General features: G+C 57.9%; 15 protein-coding genes and 1 pseudogene. 6 read left to right on the forward strand and 10 right to left on the reverse strand.

All coding sequences use genetic code 11. The features are described 5' to 3' along the window. Window positions 1–25: 25 nt before the first annotated feature. The 3 genes from AFK66_RS00245 to AFK66_RS00255 all read right to left on the reverse strand — a co-directional run bounded on the left by AFK66_RS00245 (window position 26) and on the right by AFK66_RS00255 (window position 3,615). Complete coding sequence (locus AFK66_RS00245; RefSeq protein WP_007779108.1) at window positions 26–1,354, reverse strand: MFS transporter; 1,329 nt, start codon at window positions 1,352–1,354, stop codon at window positions 26–28. A 274-nt stretch (window positions 1,355–1,628) separates the two neighbouring features. Next, a complete protein-coding gene (gene yhjD, locus AFK66_RS00250; RefSeq protein WP_007779105.1) occupies window positions 1,629–2,663 on the reverse strand; it encodes an inner membrane protein YhjD in 1,035 nt (344 codons plus the stop codon). Window positions 2,664–2,715: 52 nt separating this feature from the next. Continuing rightward, complete coding sequence (locus AFK66_RS00255; protein ID WP_032968478.1) at window positions 2,716–3,615, reverse strand: LysR family transcriptional regulator; 900 nt, start codon at window positions 3,613–3,615, stop codon at window positions 2,716–2,718. A gap of 118 nt (window positions 3,616–3,733) precedes the next feature. Between AFK66_RS00255 and AFK66_RS00260 the strand changes: the two genes are divergently transcribed. After that, window positions 3,734–4,492 carry an SDR family NAD(P)-dependent oxidoreductase gene (locus AFK66_RS00260; protein ID WP_023897812.1) on the forward strand — a complete coding sequence of 253 codons (759 nt, stop codon included), beginning with the start codon at window positions 3,734–3,736 and terminating at the stop codon, window positions 4,490–4,492. A gap of 44 nt (window positions 4,493–4,536) precedes the next feature. Here the strand turns inward: AFK66_RS00260 and AFK66_RS00265 are convergent, their stop codons facing one another. Both AFK66_RS00265 and AFK66_RS00270 read right to left on the reverse strand, forming a co-directional pair. Beyond that, complete coding sequence (locus AFK66_RS00265) at window positions 4,537–4,935, reverse strand: YdeI family stress tolerance OB fold protein (protein WP_007797247.1); 399 nt, start codon at window positions 4,933–4,935, stop codon at window positions 4,537–4,539. Between the two features lie 254 nt (window positions 4,936–5,189). Then, window positions 5,190–5,756: a GNAT family N-acetyltransferase gene (locus AFK66_RS00270; RefSeq protein ID WP_007779098.1), complete on the reverse strand. Its 567-nt coding sequence runs from the start codon at window positions 5,754–5,756 to the stop codon at window positions 5,190–5,192. Window positions 5,757–5,786: 30 nt separating this feature from the next. Here AFK66_RS00270 and AFK66_RS23170 point away from each other — a divergent pair, with 30 nt between their 5' ends. Beyond that, complete coding sequence (locus AFK66_RS23170; RefSeq protein ID WP_007779094.1) at window positions 5,787–5,969, forward strand: hypothetical protein; 183 nt, start codon at window positions 5,787–5,789, stop codon at window positions 5,967–5,969. Between the two features lie 58 nt (window positions 5,970–6,027). After that, entirely contained in the window at window positions 6,028–7,629 is a 1,602-nt protein-coding gene (locus AFK66_RS00275) for an STY4199 family HEPN domain-containing protein (protein ID WP_023897814.1), read from the forward strand. A 77-nt stretch (window positions 7,630–7,706) separates the two neighbouring features. On the opposite strand, the gene gorA is transcribed toward AFK66_RS00275, so the two are convergent. Continuing rightward, window positions 7,707–9,059 carry a glutathione-disulfide reductase gene (gene gorA / locus AFK66_RS00280; RefSeq protein ID WP_007779091.1) on the reverse strand — a complete coding sequence of 451 codons (1,353 nt, stop codon included), beginning with the start codon at window positions 9,057–9,059 and terminating at the stop codon, window positions 7,707–7,709. A gap of 74 nt (window positions 9,060–9,133) precedes the next feature. Then, window positions 9,134–9,976: a 23S rRNA (adenine(2030)-N(6))-methyltransferase RlmJ gene (locus AFK66_RS00285; protein ID WP_007779090.1), complete on the reverse strand. Its 843-nt coding sequence runs from the start codon at window positions 9,974–9,976 to the stop codon at window positions 9,134–9,136. A gap of 192 nt (window positions 9,977–10,168) precedes the next feature. Between AFK66_RS00285 and prlC the strand changes: the two genes are divergently transcribed. Both prlC and rsmJ read left to right on the forward strand, forming a co-directional pair. Further along, window positions 10,169–12,211: an oligopeptidase A gene (prlC, locus tag AFK66_RS00290; protein WP_007779088.1), complete on the forward strand. Its 2,043-nt coding sequence runs from the start codon at window positions 10,169–10,171 to the stop codon at window positions 12,209–12,211. Between the two features lie 8 nt (window positions 12,212–12,219). After that, on the forward strand, window positions 12,220–12,972 hold the full coding sequence (rsmJ, locus tag AFK66_RS00295) for a 16S rRNA (guanine(1516)-N(2))-methyltransferase RsmJ (RefSeq protein WP_023897816.1): 753 nt from the start codon (window positions 12,220–12,222) through the stop codon (window positions 12,970–12,972). 62 nt (window positions 12,973–13,034) lie between these two features. On the opposite strand, the pseudogene AFK66_RS00300 reads toward rsmJ, so the two are convergent. The 3 genes and pseudogenes from AFK66_RS00300 to uspA form a co-directional block, all read right to left on the reverse strand. After that, window positions 13,035–13,310 (reverse strand): annotated as a pseudogene (locus tag AFK66_RS00300) (type II toxin-antitoxin system RelE/ParE family toxin). Next, complete coding sequence (relB, locus tag AFK66_RS00305; protein ID WP_007779079.1) at window positions 13,310–13,501, reverse strand: type II toxin-antitoxin system RelB family antitoxin; 192 nt, start codon at window positions 13,499–13,501, stop codon at window positions 13,310–13,312. Before relB ends, AFK66_RS00300 begins: the two are co-directional and overlap by 1 nt. 171 nt (window positions 13,502–13,672) lie before the next feature. After that, entirely contained in the window at window positions 13,673–14,110 is a 438-nt protein-coding gene (gene uspA, locus AFK66_RS00310; protein ID WP_007779077.1) for a universal stress protein UspA, read from the reverse strand. A 394-nt stretch (window positions 14,111–14,504) separates the two neighbouring features. Between uspA and uspB the strand changes: the two genes are divergently transcribed. Then, on the forward strand, window positions 14,505–14,840 hold the full coding sequence (uspB, locus tag AFK66_RS00315; protein ID WP_004388311.1) for a universal stress protein UspB: 336 nt from the start codon (window positions 14,505–14,507) through the stop codon (window positions 14,838–14,840). Window positions 14,841–14,845 lie beyond the last annotated feature (5 nt).

The following is a 14,845-nucleotide window of genomic DNA, read 5'->3' on the forward strand; positions in this document are numbered from 1 at the left end:
GCAGCCTTTTCGTTAACGCGCCCAGTTACAGCGACTGGTGACGCGTCTCTTTGGTGGCAATCAGCGCGATAAGCGTCAGTGCCGCCATTGCCGCCAGATAAATCCCCACGTAGAACAGCCCGTAATTCGCCTGCAACCAGGTGGCGATATACGGTGCCACCGACGCGCCGAGAATCGACGACACGTTGTAGGAGAACGAGGCACCAGTGTAGCGCACTTCGGTCGGGAACAGCTCCGGCAGCAGCGCGCCCATCGGGCCGAACGTCAGCCCCATCAGGCTCAGGCCGATCAACAGATACGCCATCACCATCGTCTGGCTGCCTGAACCGAGCAGCGGCGGGAACACAAACAGCGCGAACAGCAGAATCAGCGTGGTTATCGTAATCATACTCTTACGACGCCCGAAACGGTCCGCCAGCAGGCCCGCCACTGGCACCATCAGGCCAAAGCCAATCACTGCCATCATCAGCATCCACAGCACATCGTTACGCGGGAATCCGAGACCGCCCTGCGCCGCTGGTGTGGTGCTGAAAGTCATCGAATAGACCGTCATGATGTAAAACAGCGTATAGGTGGCGAGCATAATGAACGTGCCGAGTACGGTCACGCGCACATGTTTGGTCAGCAGCGTGCCGAGCGGCACTTTCACCTGTTTCTTCGCTTTGGCGATTTTGGCGAACACCGGCGTTTCATGCAGCGATACGCGTACATAAAGGCCAATCAGCACCAGCACGGCGGAGAAGATAAACGGCACGCGCCAGCCCCAGCTCATAAACTGTTCGTCGGTGAGCAGCCACGACAGCAGCAGGAACGTGCCATTAGCGAAGAAGAAGCCAATAGGCGCGCCGAGCTGCGGGAAGGAGCCATACAGCGCGCGTTTATGCGCCGGGGCGTTTTCCGTCGCGAGCAGCGCCGCGCCGCCCCATTCACCGCCAAGGCCCAGACCCTGGCCGAAGCGCGCCAGCGCCAGCAGCAGCGGGGCCATAATGCCTATCGATTCATAGCCTGGCAGCAGGCCAATCAGCACCGTCGAAATACCCATCGTCAGCAGCGACGCCACGAGCGTCACCTTACGGCCCACACGGTCGCCGAAATGGCCAAACACGGCAGAGCCGATAGGGCGCGCCACGAAAGCGATAGCAAACGTTGCCAGCGACTGTAGCGTGGCGGCGGTTGGGTCGCCCTGCGGGAAGAAAATGTGCGGGAACACAATCACCGCCGCGGTGGCGTAAATGTAAAAATCGAAGAACTCAATGGCGGTGCCGATGAGCGAGGCGATGACGACCTTACTGCGCGAGTTGACGGGCGCGGCGTCCTGTTCGTTGTCGATGCTGGTGGCGATGGTTGCTTGCATAGAATTTTCTTATTGTAGTTACGTCGAAACCCCATATTAGCCACAGCAAAAACGACATTTCAATTCAGCGGGCGTTGCGAAAGTGCGTAAAAAACACGCAAAAAGCGGATAGTTTTAGCGCCAGCTTATTCTCTTCTATGAAATGCTTCACAGAATTTCATATTCAGTCGATAACACTGGTTTTAGGTTAAATAAAAGTTACACCCTGGATTTTTATACTGAAAGGGAGTCGGCGGGCTGAAAAAATGCGTTTTTCTCAGCCCACGCGGAGGGATTACGCGGGGTTTTTACCCGGCATTTGAGGATCGTCTTTGTACTGCGCTGTTGCAATCCAGGCGGAGCAGAACAGCGTCAGGCGCGCGAAGAAATAGAAGAACGCCATCAGGCCCAGCACCGAGCCGAATGCCGCGCCGGAGGGCGATTTCACGAGCGACGGCAGCGTATAGGTCATAATGATTTTGATAACCTCAAAGCCAATCGCCGCAATCACGGTGCCGCGCAGCAGCGCTTTTTTACGGGGGCGATGGCGCGGGAGTCGCCAGAAAATCCAGAAGAACAGCAGATAGTTGGCGCAGAAGGAGACGGCAAGGCCAATCAGATGCCAGACCGGCTTCAGCCAGCCGATGGCGTCCAGATGCAGCAGCCGGATAATCGTCTCCTGGGCGGAGCCTGCGACGGACGTAATCGACATCGTGATGACCAGCGCCACCAGCAGCCCAATCAGGGAGATAAAATCGCGCAGGTATTTCACCCAGAACTTTTCTTTATCATCCTCCGCGCCGCGTTCCCAGTCGTCGCGGAACTGCGCCCGGATCGCCTCGCGCAGATACCCCATCCAGTTCACGCCGGAGTAGAGCGCCACGGCAAAGCCCACAATTCCAACCGTGGTGCGCTGCTCCACCGCAGCGTTAATGCTGCTGCTGAGCGTTTTGGCGAGCGTCGGATCGCTGACGCTTTGCAGAATTTTATTAAAAATGTCCTGAAGCAGCGTCGGGTGCGAGGCGAGCACAAAGCCTGCGACCGCAAACGACACCATCAGTACCGGGATCATCGATAAAAACGAGAAATAGGTGATCGCGGCGCCGAACTGGTTGCCCATACGCTCGTTAAACCGCTCAAAGGCGCGGAGTAAATGAGCGACCGCCGGACGGCGCTCCACTTTCTCGACTTTCTGTTTCACGTTACCGATGACGCCCCCGGCGGGTTTATCGTCGGTTTTCTTCTCCTCAGGGCGCGTATCCAGCTGCGGGACAGGCTGGTATTTCAGATCTTCGGTCGGGCGTTTAGCAGGCTGCTCCGGCGTGGTCATTAGCGTTGATTCCTTTTATTTTTTACAACTTGCTTCCAAGTATAGCCCGCTGCTAGTCAACGTAACCTTTCATCACCGACGCCAGCCACTCCATAAACAGATGGACGCGCCGTGAAAGGTGCCGACGGTGCGGGTAAATCAGCGACACCGGCATTGGCGCGGCGCGGTATTGCGGCAGTACCTCCACGAGTTTGCCGCTGCGCAGCGCTTCCCGCACGCCGATGCGCGGCACCTGAATAATCCCCAGCCCGGCGAAGCAGGCGGCCTGGTAGGTTTCGGTGCTGTTGACCGTCAATACGCCACCGGTTTGTATCCACTCACTACCGCTCTCACGCCCGATTTCAAAGCCCGCCGGACGCGTGCCAAGCGTCGGGGTGTAATGCACCAGCGCGTGCGAGGCGAGATCGTCGAGCGTTTCAGGCGTGCCGAAGCGCGCCAGATAATCCGGGCTGGCACAGTTGACCTGGCTTAATTTGCCAAGCGGGCGCGCCACCAGCCCGGAATCTTTCAACTGGCCGACGCGTACCACGCAGTCGAAACCCTCGCGCACCACATCCACCAGCCGGTCGCTGCTGCTCAGCTCAAGCGCAATGCCAGGGTAGTGGTGAAGAAATTCCGGAAGACGCGGGATCACCACGTTTTGCGCCACCGCCACCGGCATATCGACACGTAAACGCCCGCTGACGCTCGCCGGATCGTGCAGAAACAAGCCGTCCAGTTCATCGAGATTCGCGAGCAGATCGCGCGCGCGCTCGTAATAGACCTGGCCGTCCTGGGTGAGATGTACCCGTCGCGTCGTGCGGTGCAGCAGGCGCGTGCCGAGCGCGCTCTCCAACGCCTGCACCTGCCGCGACACGCTGCCTTTCGGCAGGCTCAGCGTCTCGGCGGCGCGAGTAAAGCTCTCCAGCTCCGCCACTCGCACGAATAAACGCATTGCGTGAATTTTATCCATCGCTGCCCCTCATTGTTGCTTTTAATGAAACAGTAAAGCGTATTGTGCGCTCTTTATCGTTCTGCTGTCAGCTAATAAGCTCTTTTTTAATCATCAACCAGACCCTGACGAGGTATTTATGACGCAACGTATCGCAATCATCACCGGTGGCAGCCGCGGACTTGGTAAAAACGCGGCGCTGAAGCTCGCAGAGCGTGGAATTGGCATTTTGTTGACGTACCAGAGTCGGCGGGAAGATGCCGAGGCCGTGGTGCGTGAAATTGAACAAAAAGGCGTGAAAGCGGCAGCACTGGCGCTGAACGTCGCCGATAGCGCGTCCTTCCCGGCATTTGTTGCACAGGTGAAGGCGCAACTGCAACAGACCTGGCAGCGCGAGAGTTTTGATTATTTAATCAACAACGCGGGTGTCGGGATTTATGCGCCGTTTGGCGAGTTCAGCGAGGCGCAGTTTGACGAGTTAGTGAACATTCACTTCAAGGGGCCGTTCTTTCTGACGCAGCAACTGCTGCCGCTGATTAACAACGGTGGACGCATCCTGAACGTCTCCAGCGGGCTGACGCGCTTTGCGCTGCCTGGCTATTCCGCGTATGCCTCAATGAAAGGCGCAATGGAGGTGCTGACGCGCTATCAGGCCAAAGAACTCGGCAGTCGCAATATCGCGGTGAATATCATCGCGCCAGGCGCGATTGAAACGGACTTCGGCGGCGGACGGGTGCGCGATAATGAGGAGCTGAACCGCTTTATCGCCTCGCAAACGGCGCTCGGTCGTGTGGGGCTGCCGGATGATATCGGCGCGGCGATTGCGGCCATTATCGGCGATGAGCTTGGCTGGATGAACGCGCAGCGGATTGAAGTTTCCGGTGGGATGTTCCTGTAAGCGGCAGCCTTGCCCGGCGCAACCGGGCAAGGTGTTGTGGCAGGTTACTCTTTCTGGAAGTGCGTCACGCGAATGCGGTACGGCTGCTGTTTTTTATCAAGCGTACCGCTGATGCCCACCAGTTCATCCGGGCTGACCTCTTTACCCTGAAAGACCGCGTGCGGGATCATGACGTCGATATCGCCGCCTTTATCGCGGAACTGATAGACGTCATCGCCTTTCTTTTTAATCAGGTAGCCGCGCAGGGTTACGGAGGCGCCATCGTGCATCTCTTTTGCCTGCTTCACGTCGATCGAGCGGGCGTCCGTGATGCCGCGGTAGCCCTCTTTAAGCTGGTGCGGCGGCGGCGGGGCTTCATCGTTTTTAAAACCGCCTTTTTCTTCTGCCAGTGCAGGCAGCGCCAGTAACGCGGAAAGCGTGGCGATAATCACTGTTTTTTTCATACGTCTCCCTGTGTCGTTTCAGGTTAATGTTCTTTAAGCCTGGCACAAGGAAGCAAAAACGTCTTTCAGCGGAGTCGCATGTGGAGGCCAGACGGCGGGTGCGCTGTGCTTACCCGCCCTGCGGGCTGAAACCGGCGTATATGTTTTTGCGTCATGGCGGGTGCGCTGCGCTTACCCGCCCTGCGGGCTAAAACTGGCGTATCTATTTTTGCGTAGGGTGGGTAAGCGCCAGCGCACCCACCGTTGCGTCAGAATTAACTCTCCACTGAATAGTCGCGTGCCAGCAGGCCAAACAGCCAGTCGTCATGCCAGCGTCCGCCGAGAAAGTAACTTTCCCGCAGCGTGCCCTCCTGAAGAAATCCCGCTTTTTCCAGCGTCTTCTTCGAGGCGATATTGCCGCCGGTGACGGTCGCCACCAGACGCCGCAGGCCGCAACCCTCAAAGGCGAGGCGGCAGATGGCGCGCAGCGATTCATAGCCGTAACCCCGCCCCTGAAAGGCGCTCGCCAGCAGAAACCCGACTTCAGCAATCCCTTCACCACGCATCACAAAGCCCGTTACACCCACTGCCTTGCCGCTGTGCTTTTCGCTAATCAGCAAACAGAGCCAGCGGGCGCTTGCGGGCGTCCAGGGCGGCAGGCGCGACGTGAAATCCTGCATTCTCTGCGCGTCAGAGCGTGGGTCGGCCACAAAGCGCATCACATTGTCGTCACGTTGCAGGCTTAAAAAGAACGGCCAGTCGTCGGGCGAGAGGGGCCGGTAGACGAGATGGGCAGAGTCAAACGTCAGCAGGGCGTCGTTAAAAGGCGTGTCAGGGTGCATAGGGTTTCCACGTGGTAAGTACAGCAAACAGTGTTGCCTGAAAAACGCGCCGCTGTCATTCCTGCCGTTGTTTCCCTGCTAATTCAGGCAGGAAAAGGCGATTTTTCACGCAAAAACCGACGTGTCACTTTTTTTCCGGCCATTTTCAGCTATGTTGTCTCACTGCCCGTCAGCGCAGATAAAAAATTCAGAAACAACAAGATACTTAAGTGAAATTTCGCCCGCTCCGCCCACCTTTATGACGGGGCGTTGAGCGCAAAAAGGATGCAACATGGCCCGCTCCACACAGCCTCTGGTAAGAGAAACATTTGAAACTGCGCTCACGGTGATCCGTCAGGCGTCGGTTGAAATTCTGGTTTTGCTTGGCGTTAACGTTGCGGAGGGCAAAGATCCGCAATGGTTTTTACAACAGCTCGACCAGGCGCGTCTCAATCTCGGCAACTGGGCGACGGTCGCCCGCCGGCTGAACCTTAACGACGCCGATATGTCGCAGTTCACGTTGCAGCTGCGCCATTTACAACAGCTGGTGCCGCAGTATGAGAGCGGCCAGGATGTGACGGAGAACCAGCTTCTCGCGGCGCTGCGTTTTGTGACCTGCCTTGAGAAGGTGCGCAACCAGCAGCCGAAACTGGGCTACTCCACCGAGATGAACGTCGATAACGCGCAGATGCAGCCCGATGCGCTGCGCCAGCTGCGCGCGCTCGATTTCACCCTGCGCGGCATGGTGCGCGAAGCCTGGCCGGACGAACAGCAGCGCGTCAATCAGCTCAAACAGCTGTGCGGCGGCGATAAAGTACGCCGCTGGCTGAAAATGGGCGATAAGGGCGACATCCTGAGCGGCATGTTATTCAGCGAGCTGGCGATGCTGGTGGTGGATAAAAAGCTCTTTGCCCGCCATTACGACAAACTCTTCCAGGGCGCGACCTCGCTGACGCTGTTCGTCGAGCCGCGCAAAACGCTGCAAACCTTGCTGGATGATATCCGCGAAATCCGCAACGTCGCCGCGCTCGGTAAACCGCTTTCCGGCGCGCAGGAAGTGATGCTGGATAACTATTTCAACGCCATCAGCGCTCCGCTGCATAAAGCCTGTGGCGAAGGGCGTACGCGCGTGAACCCGGCCGCGCTGATGAAGGCTGACGATGCGCAGTTAAAAGCGTTTATCGATCATACCGCGAAGAAAAACAGCGTGGTCGGCGGGGATATTTTTGAGGTGCGCGATGCCATCGAAAGCCCGAGCCGTCGCCAGGACGGGAAAAAGCAGGAGACGCGCCAGCTGGTGATGGGCGCGGTCTGGGGCGCAGTAGGCCTTGGCGCTATCGCGATGGTGGTCGGCGCGCTGTTTATCGTAAGCGATACGCTTAAACCACCGTCGGCAGAAGAAGTGACCGCGCCTGTCGCGACCGCGATGGCCGCAGAGCCTGAGACCAACGACGACAGCCCGCGTCATAAGCTCAGCAAAATGGGCATTACGTGGGATGAAGAGAACCTGCGTGCGGCTATCGATCGCGATGACAAACTGGTCACGCGCCTCTTTCTCGAGGCCGGAATGAACTGGAAAGTGGCCTGGACCGAGCAGGCGCTCGCGAAAAATCATGAAGAAACGCTGGAAACGCTGCTGCGCTATCGCCTCCAGATGGATGAGAAAAAACCGTGCCGCCGGATGATCACGACGTTAAGCCACGCGCTGTCGCAGGGCGAGAAAATGACGTCCATGCGTAAAGAGTATCTGCAGACGTTTTGCACCGTGCCCGCGGTCGTGGAGCGCCAGAAGCATGAGCTTGAGCAGGCGCAGCTGCGCGCGCAGGCGAACCCGAATGAGGAAACGAAGAAGTGGGTTAACATTCGCGAGACGATTTACCAGACGATCCGGTAATTTCGCGGCGGTAAAAGCGCGGCAGCAAAAAGGGGAAGCAGACGCTTCCCCTTGTTTTTACGCGCGGCGATGAGCACTTAGCGCATCGTCACAAACTCTTCCGCGGCGGTCGGGTGGATGGCGACGGTGTTGTCGAAGTCTTTTTTGGTCGCGCCCATTTTCAGCGCCACCGCAAAGCCCTGCAGCATTTCGTCCATGCCGAAACCGATGCCGTGAATGCCGACGATTTTCTCCTCCGGCCCGACGCAGACCAGCTTCATGCGGCACGGCTGGCGGTGCGTGGTGACAGCGGTGTACATCGCGGTAAACGACGATTTGTAGATCTTCACGTTCGCATCGCCATACTGCTCGCGCGCCTGCGGCTCGGTAAGCCCGACGGTGCCGATAGGCGGATGGCTGAATACCACGGTAGGAATATTGCTGTAATCCAGATGTTCATCCGGCTTGTTGTTAAACAGGCGCTCGGAAAGGCGACGGCCCGCGGCAACCGCCACCGGCGTCAGCTCGACCGCGCCGGTATTATCGCCGACCGCATAAATACCCGGCACGTTGGTATTCTGGTATTTATCAACGACGATATAGCCTTTTTCATCGGTTTTAACGCCCGTTGCCGCCAGGTTGAAATTATCGGTTTCCGGCTCGCGGCCAATCGCCCAGATCAGCGCGTCAACCGTTTCTGAACGGCCATCTTCCAGGTGCAGCGTCAGGCTGCCATCGCTGTTTTTCTCCACGGCTTTCGGCGTCGCATGCGTGTGAAGCTGCGGGCCTTCGGCTTGCATCACTTCCACCAGCGTTTCGGAAAGCATCGGATCGAACGTGCGCAGCGGCGCGTGTTTACGCACAAACAGGTGCGTCTTTGCGCCCAGCGCGTTGATAACACCCGCCAGTTCGACGGCGATATAGCCCGCGCCCACCACCGCCACGCGTTGCGGCATCGCCGACAGCGCGAAGAAGCCGTCGGAGTCGATACCGTATTCCGCGCCCGGAATATCCGGGTGGCTCGGACGTCCGCCGGTCGCGATCAGGATGTGATCGGCGGTGATCCGCTCGCCGTTCACTTCGACGGTGTGCGCGTCCACAAAGCGGGCGAAGCCCTGAATCACATCGACATTATTTTTGCCGAGCACGTTATCGTACGAGGTATGGATGCGGTCGATATAGGCGGTGCGGCTCGCCACCAGCTTCTGCCAGTCAAAATGATTGACGGTGGTGTCAAAGCCGTAATCCGGGCCGTACAGATGGATCGCCTCGGCGATTTGCGCGGCGTGCCACATGATTTTTTTCGGTACGCAGCCCACGTTGACGCAGGTGCCGCCCAGCGCTTTGGCTTCAATCAGGGCGCATTTCTGGCCGTACATGGCCGCACGGTTGACAGAAGCGATACCGCCACTGCCGCCGCCGATGGCGAGGTAGTCGTAGTGTCTGGTCATGGCTGTTACCTTTTAATGATTCGAATTAACGCGATTGTAGTCCTGACGAACAGGGGTTCCACCTATAGCTGCGATTACTCCGGCACAACCCATTTCAGCGTCGTGTGGCCGGTACCCGCCGGCACCAGCGCCTTGTGCAGCCACGGCAACAGCGTCGCCATTTGCTGTTCCAGCTTCCACGGCGGGTTGATGACAATCATGCCCGAGGCGGTCATGCCGCGCTGATCGCTGTCCGGGCGCACCGCCAGCTCGATTTGCAGAATGCGGCGAATGCCGGTGGCTTCCAGATCGTTCATCATACGCTTGATTTGGTTGCGCAAAACGACCGGATACCAGAGCGCGTAGACGCCGGTCGCAAAGCGTTTGTAGCCTTCGCTGATGCCCTGAACCACCGCCTGATAGTCAGTTTTGATTTCATAAGGCGGGTCGATAAGGATCAGGCCGCGGCGCGAGGCGGGCGGCAGTTTCGATTTCAGCTGCTGATAGCCGTCGGCGCGCTCGACGCGGGCGCGTTCATCTTTCTGAAATTCGCCGCGCAGCAGCGGGAAATCGCTCGGGTGCAGCTCAGTCAGTTGCAGGCTGTCCTGCGGACGCAGCAGCTGGCGCGCGATAAGCGGCGAGCCGGGGTAGTAGCGCAGCTGGCCGCTACGGTTGAAGTGCGACACGGCGCTGATGTAAGGCTCAAGCTCGGCGGGCAGATCGTCCCGCTTCCAGATGCGCGCGATGCCTTCCAGATATTCCCCCGTGCGCTCGGCGTGTTCGCCGCTCAGCAGATAGCGCCCGGCACCCGCGTGGGTATCCAGATACAGAAACGGTTTTTCTTTCTCTTTGAGCGATTCAATGATCAGGCTCTGGACGGTGTGTTTGAGGACATCGGCGTGGTTGCCGGCGTGGAAGCTGTGGCGGTAACTGAGCATGGAGGATGGGTTTCCAAAAGGCGTAAATGAACATCGATTTTGAACAGTATACCGGAAAGTGACCGCTTACGGGATGTGCTGTCGTGCCCCTTAAAGCCCAGCGCCAGCCATTGAAATTAACTACACTAAACCCCATGCTACAAGACATTGTCGCTGCAAGATGCGCTTAACAACACTAATCAGGACGCGCTTATGACCAATCCATTACTGACGCCTTTTGAACTGCCGCCGTTTTCCTCCATTAAACCCGAGCACGTGGTGCCTGCCGTTACGAAGGCGCTGGAAGATTGCCGCGCGCAGGTGGAGGCGGTAGTCGGCCGCGGCGCGCCTTACAGCTGGGAATCGCTCTGCCAGCCGCTGGCGGAAACCGACGACCGACTGGGCCGTATTTTCTCGCCGATAAGCCACCTGAACTCCGTAAAAAATAGCCCGGAGCTGCGCGAAGCCTATGAGCAGACGCTGCCGCTGCTCTCGGAATACAGCACCTGGGTGGGCCAGCACGAAGGGCTTTACCAGGCCTACCGCGATTTACGCGATGGCGAGAACTACGCGAAGCTCGACACCGCGCAGAAAAAAGCGGTCGATAACGCGCTGCGCGATTTTGAGCTTTCCGGCATTGGCCTGCCGAAAGAGAAGCAAAAACGCTACGGCGAAATCGCCGCGCGTCTCTCTGAGCTTGGATCGCTCTACAGCAACAACGTGCTGGACGCGACCCAGGGCTGGACGAAGCTGATTACCGATGAATCTGAGCTTTCCGGGATGCCGGAAAGCGCGCTGGCGGCCGCGAAAGCGATGGCCGAAGCCAAAGAGCAGGAGGGCTTCCTGCTGACGCTTGATATCCCAAACTACCTGCCGGTGATGACCTACTGCGACAACCAGGCGCTTCGCGAAGAGATGTACCGCGCCTACAGCACGCGCGCCTCTGACCAGGGGCCGAACGCGGGCAAATGGGACAACACGCCGGTGATGGAAGAGATCCTGGCGCTGCGTCACGAACTGGCGCAACTGCTGGGCTTTGACAGCTACGCAGACAAATCGCTCGCCACCAAAATGGCGGAAAACCCGCAGCAGGTGCTGGATTTCTTAACCGATCTGGCCAAACGCGCCCGCCCGCAGGGTGAAAAAGAGCTCGCCCAGCTGCGCGCCTTCGCCAAAGAACACTTCAGCGTTGACGAGCTGCAACCGTGGGACATTGCGTACTACAGCGAAAAACAGAAGCAGCATCTCTACAGCATCAGCGATGAGCAGCTGCGCCCGTATTTCCCGGAAAACAAAGCGGTTAACGGCCTGTTTGAAGTAGTAAAACGCATTTACGGCATCAGCGCCAAAGAGCGCAAAGATATCGACGTCTGGCACCCGGACGTGCGTTTCTTCGAGCTGTATGACGAGAGCGGCGAACTGCGCGGCAGCTTCTACCTGGACCTCTACGCGCGTGAGAACAAGCGCGGCGGGGCGTGGATGGACGACTGCGTCGGCCAGATGCGTAAAGCGGACGGCTCGCTGCAAAAACCGGTCGCCTACCTCACCTGTAACTTTAACCGTCCGGTGAGCGGCAAACCGGCGCTGTTCACCCATGACGAAGTGATCACGCTGTTCCATGAATTTGGTCACGGCCTGCACCATATGCTGACCCGCATCGAAACCCCAGGGGTGGCGGGTATCAGCGGCGTACCGTGGGATGCCGTCGAGCTGCCGAGCCAGTTTATGGAAAACTGGTGCTGGGAGCCGGAGGCGCTGGCGTTTATCTCCGGCCATTATGAAACCGGCGAGCCGCTGCCGCAGGAGCTGCTGGATAAAATGCTGGCCGCGAAAAACTACCAGGCGGCGATGTTTATCTTGCGCCAGCTGGAGTTCGGCCTGTTCGATTTCCGTCTGCATGCGCAGTTCAGCCCGGAGCAGGGCGCGAAAGTGCTGGAGACGCTCGCCGAGATCAAAAAACAGGTCGCCGTGGTGCCAGGCCCAAGCTGGGGCCGCTTCCCGCACGCGTTCAGCCATATCTTCGCGGGCGGCTACGCGGCGGGCTACTACAGCTACCTGTGGGCCGACGTGCTGGCGGCGGATGCCTATTCCCGTTTCGAAGAAGAGGGGATTTTCAACCGCGAAACCGGCCAGTCGTTCCTCGACAACATCCTGACGCGCGGCGGCTCCGAAGAACCGATGGAGCTGTTCAAACGCTTCCGCGGCCGTGAACCGCAGCTCGACGCGATGCTGGAACACTACGGCATCCAGGGCTGACGACACGCGTGAATATTTGTCTTATTGATGAAACAGGCGCCGGAGACGGCGCCTTATCTGTTCTGGCGGCCCGCTGGGGGCTGACGCACGACGCCGATAACCCGATGGCGCTGGTCATGACACCCGCGCATCTTGAACTGCGCAAGCGCGACGAGCCAAAGCTTGGCGGGATTTTTGTCGATTTCGTCGAGGGCGCGATGGCGCACCGGCGTAAATTCGGTGGCGGTCGCGGCGAGGCGGTGGCGAAAGCCGTTGGCATCAAAGGCAGTTATCTGCCGCAGGTGGTGGACGCCACCGCGGGGCTTGGACGCGACGCGTTCGTGCTGGCGTCGGTGGGGTGTCACGTGCGGATGCTGGAGCGCAACCCGGTTGTCGCAGCGCTGCTGGACGACGGCCTTGCGCGCGGCTATCAGGATGCGGAGATCGGGCCGTGGCTGCGTGAGCGGCTACAGCTCATTCACGCCTCCAGCCTGACGGCGCTCGACGCGATAACCCCGCGCCCGGATGTGGTCTATCTCGATCCGATGTTTCCGCACAAGCAGAAAAGCGCGCTGGTGAAAAAGGAGATGCGGGTGTTTCAGTCGCTGGTGGGGCCGGATCTCGACGCCGACGGGCTGCTGGCGCCGGCCCGCAGGCTCGCCATCAAGCGCGTGGTCGTCAAACGCCCGGACTACGCGCCGCCGCTTGGCGACGTCGCGACGCCAAATGCCGTGGTGACGAAAGGCCACCGGTTTGATATCTACACGGGCACGCCAGCGTAAACAGTCAGGCCCGGTAAGCGTGTGCGTACCGGGCGGTCTGTTCGCCCGTATCAAAATAATCATCAGGGGTAGCGCTGACGGGCATGCAGCACGCTCAGCACCAGCAGATATTCGGAAGTCACTTTATAAACGACGATGTAATTCGGGTGAGCAATGATTTCACGCGTATCCGGCACTCTGCCTTCGCGGAACATCTCCGGATACTACGCTGCGGGTAAAATTGATTCTTCAATACGCGTTAACAGCGCTTGCGCGGCGGAAGGATTATCACTGGCAACAAAACTAATAAGCGCAAAAAGATCCGTTTTTGCTTCTTCAGTCCATTGAATGGGGAGCATTACGCCATTTTTCTCCTCACTTTTGCGCTCTCAATGATCTTGCGCGCGCTTGCCATCACATCTTCATGCGGCGTAATGGGTTGGCGGCTTGCCGCTGCGGCTTCCACTTTTTCACGAAACCACTGCTCGTACTGTTCCGCCTGTTTATGGGGCTTGAGACTGGAGACGCCGGACGAGTCATGTTTTGGCATACGCGTTTTCTCTGCGATTCATTTTTAAGCAGTATAACGTCCGGGTGGGAGTAAACCAATTAAAGCGGAAATGAAAACCGCGGCCTGTGCCGCGGTTTGAGGACAATGAAATCCGAAATGACTGCCAACGAGATTCTGTAGGGCGAGTAAGCGTCGCGCACCCGCCGCGACTTACGCCTCTTCGTCGTCGCGCAGCGGGACGATCAGCATATCGATGTGAACGGTGTTAATGAGCTGGCGGGCGGAAGACATCAGCTTGCTCCAGAAATCCTGATGATGACCGCACACGACCAGATCCACATCGTATTTCTTGATGGCGTCAACCAGCACCTGGCCCAGATCGCCGCTGCCGCTCAGGGTTTCGGTAATCGGATAGCCCGCGTTGGTGGAAAGCTCGGTCAGCGCGTGGTGCGTCTCTTCCGAGATACGTTTCTGCACGTCGCCCAGGTTTACGTCGATCAACCCGGTGTAAAGATCGGAATAATTCACATCGACATGAATCAGAGAAATTTTCGCGTTGTAGGGACGCGCCATGGATACCGCTTTATCTACCAGTACCTTGCTTTCAGGGGACAGATCGACCGCGATAAGAATATGTTTATAAGCCATAGTGTTACTCCTTCCATAAGATGTCGATGACCAGTGGACTGGATGGCGCGTGGCTACCTGCGGCGTCATCCCCGTGCCCGCGTCCTGCGTACCACAATCGCGGGAACTCATTCCGGCGTAAAGACTTAGTGCTAAAGCTAATTTTACCTTATAGCGCCCTGGTACATCCGTCAATCCGCCGGGGTCGCATACATTGAAGCGGAAAATGGGTCAGCAAGCGTTGATAAGGATTAACGATGTGGTAAAAAAATTACCGGATCTCCTACACTATTAAAAAAGCCGTTCGGGTGAATAAATGTGAACCCGATCGATTTTCACGCATGCACGCTTCACAGAACAGTCTTTCAGGTATTGGAGAGCCATTGCTTTCCAGGCGAGTCGTCGGGGGGAAGGTATGATCAGCACCGTCGCGCTGTTTTGGGCCTTATTCTTGGTTTGCGTTATTAACATGGCGCGTTATTTCTCATCCTTACGCGCGCTGCTGGTGGTGCTCAGAGGATGCGATCCGCTGCTTTATCAGTATGTGGATGGCGGCGGCTTTTTTACCGCGCATGGCCAGCCCAGCAAGCAGATTCGCCTTGTGTGGTATATCTACTGGCAACGTTATCTCGATCATCATGACGACGAATTTATTCGCCGCTGCGAACGCGTACGCCGCCAGTTTATTCTGACCAGCGCTTTATGCGGCCTGGTGATTATCAGTCTTATCGGCCTGATGATTTGGCATTAAAAAAG

This window comes from Cronobacter malonaticus LMG 23826, from assembly GCF_001277215.2.
Taxonomy (GTDB): domain Bacteria; phylum Pseudomonadota; class Gammaproteobacteria; order Enterobacterales; family Enterobacteriaceae; genus Cronobacter; species Cronobacter malonaticus.

What these genes read in the sequence shown, in the direction of transcription:
- AFK66_RS00245 (WP_007779108.1), bottom strand. Translation starts at nt 1,354, where the DNA reads ATGCAAGCAACCATCGCCACCAGCATCGACAACGAACAGGACGCCGCG.
- yhjD (WP_007779105.1), bottom strand. Translation starts at nt 2,663, where the DNA reads ATGACCACGCCGGAGCAGCCTGCTAAACGCCCGACCGAAGATCTGAAA.
- AFK66_RS00255 (WP_032968478.1), bottom strand. Translation starts at nt 3,615, where the DNA reads ATGGATAAAATTCACGCAATGCGTTTATTCGTGCGAGTGGCGGAGCTG.
- AFK66_RS00260 (WP_023897812.1), top strand. Translation starts at nt 3,734, where the DNA reads ATGACGCAACGTATCGCAATCATCACCGGTGGCAGCCGCGGACTTGGT.
- AFK66_RS00265 (WP_007797247.1), bottom strand. Translation starts at nt 4,935, where the DNA reads ATGAAAAAAACAGTGATTATCGCCACGCTTTCCGCGTTACTGGCGCTG.
- AFK66_RS00270 (WP_007779098.1), bottom strand. Translation starts at nt 5,756, where the DNA reads ATGCACCCTGACACGCCTTTTAACGACGCCCTGCTGACGTTTGACTCT.
- AFK66_RS00275 (WP_023897814.1), top strand. Translation starts at nt 6,028, where the DNA reads ATGGCCCGCTCCACACAGCCTCTGGTAAGAGAAACATTTGAAACTGCG.
- gorA (WP_007779091.1), bottom strand. Translation starts at nt 9,059, where the DNA reads ATGACCAGACACTACGACTACCTCGCCATCGGCGGCGGCAGTGGCGGT.
- AFK66_RS00285 (WP_007779090.1), bottom strand. Translation starts at nt 9,976, where the DNA reads ATGCTCAGTTACCGCCACAGCTTCCACGCCGGCAACCACGCCGATGTC.
- prlC (WP_007779088.1), top strand. Translation starts at nt 10,169, where the DNA reads ATGACCAATCCATTACTGACGCCTTTTGAACTGCCGCCGTTTTCCTCC.
- relB (WP_007779079.1), bottom strand. Translation starts at nt 13,501, where the DNA reads ATGCCAAAACATGACTCGTCCGGCGTCTCCAGTCTCAAGCCCCATAAA.
- uspA (WP_007779077.1), bottom strand. Translation starts at nt 14,110, where the DNA reads ATGGCTTATAAACATATTCTTATCGCGGTCGATCTGTCCCCTGAAAGC.
- uspB (WP_004388311.1), top strand. Translation starts at nt 14,505, where the DNA reads ATGATCAGCACCGTCGCGCTGTTTTGGGCCTTATTCTTGGTTTGCGTT.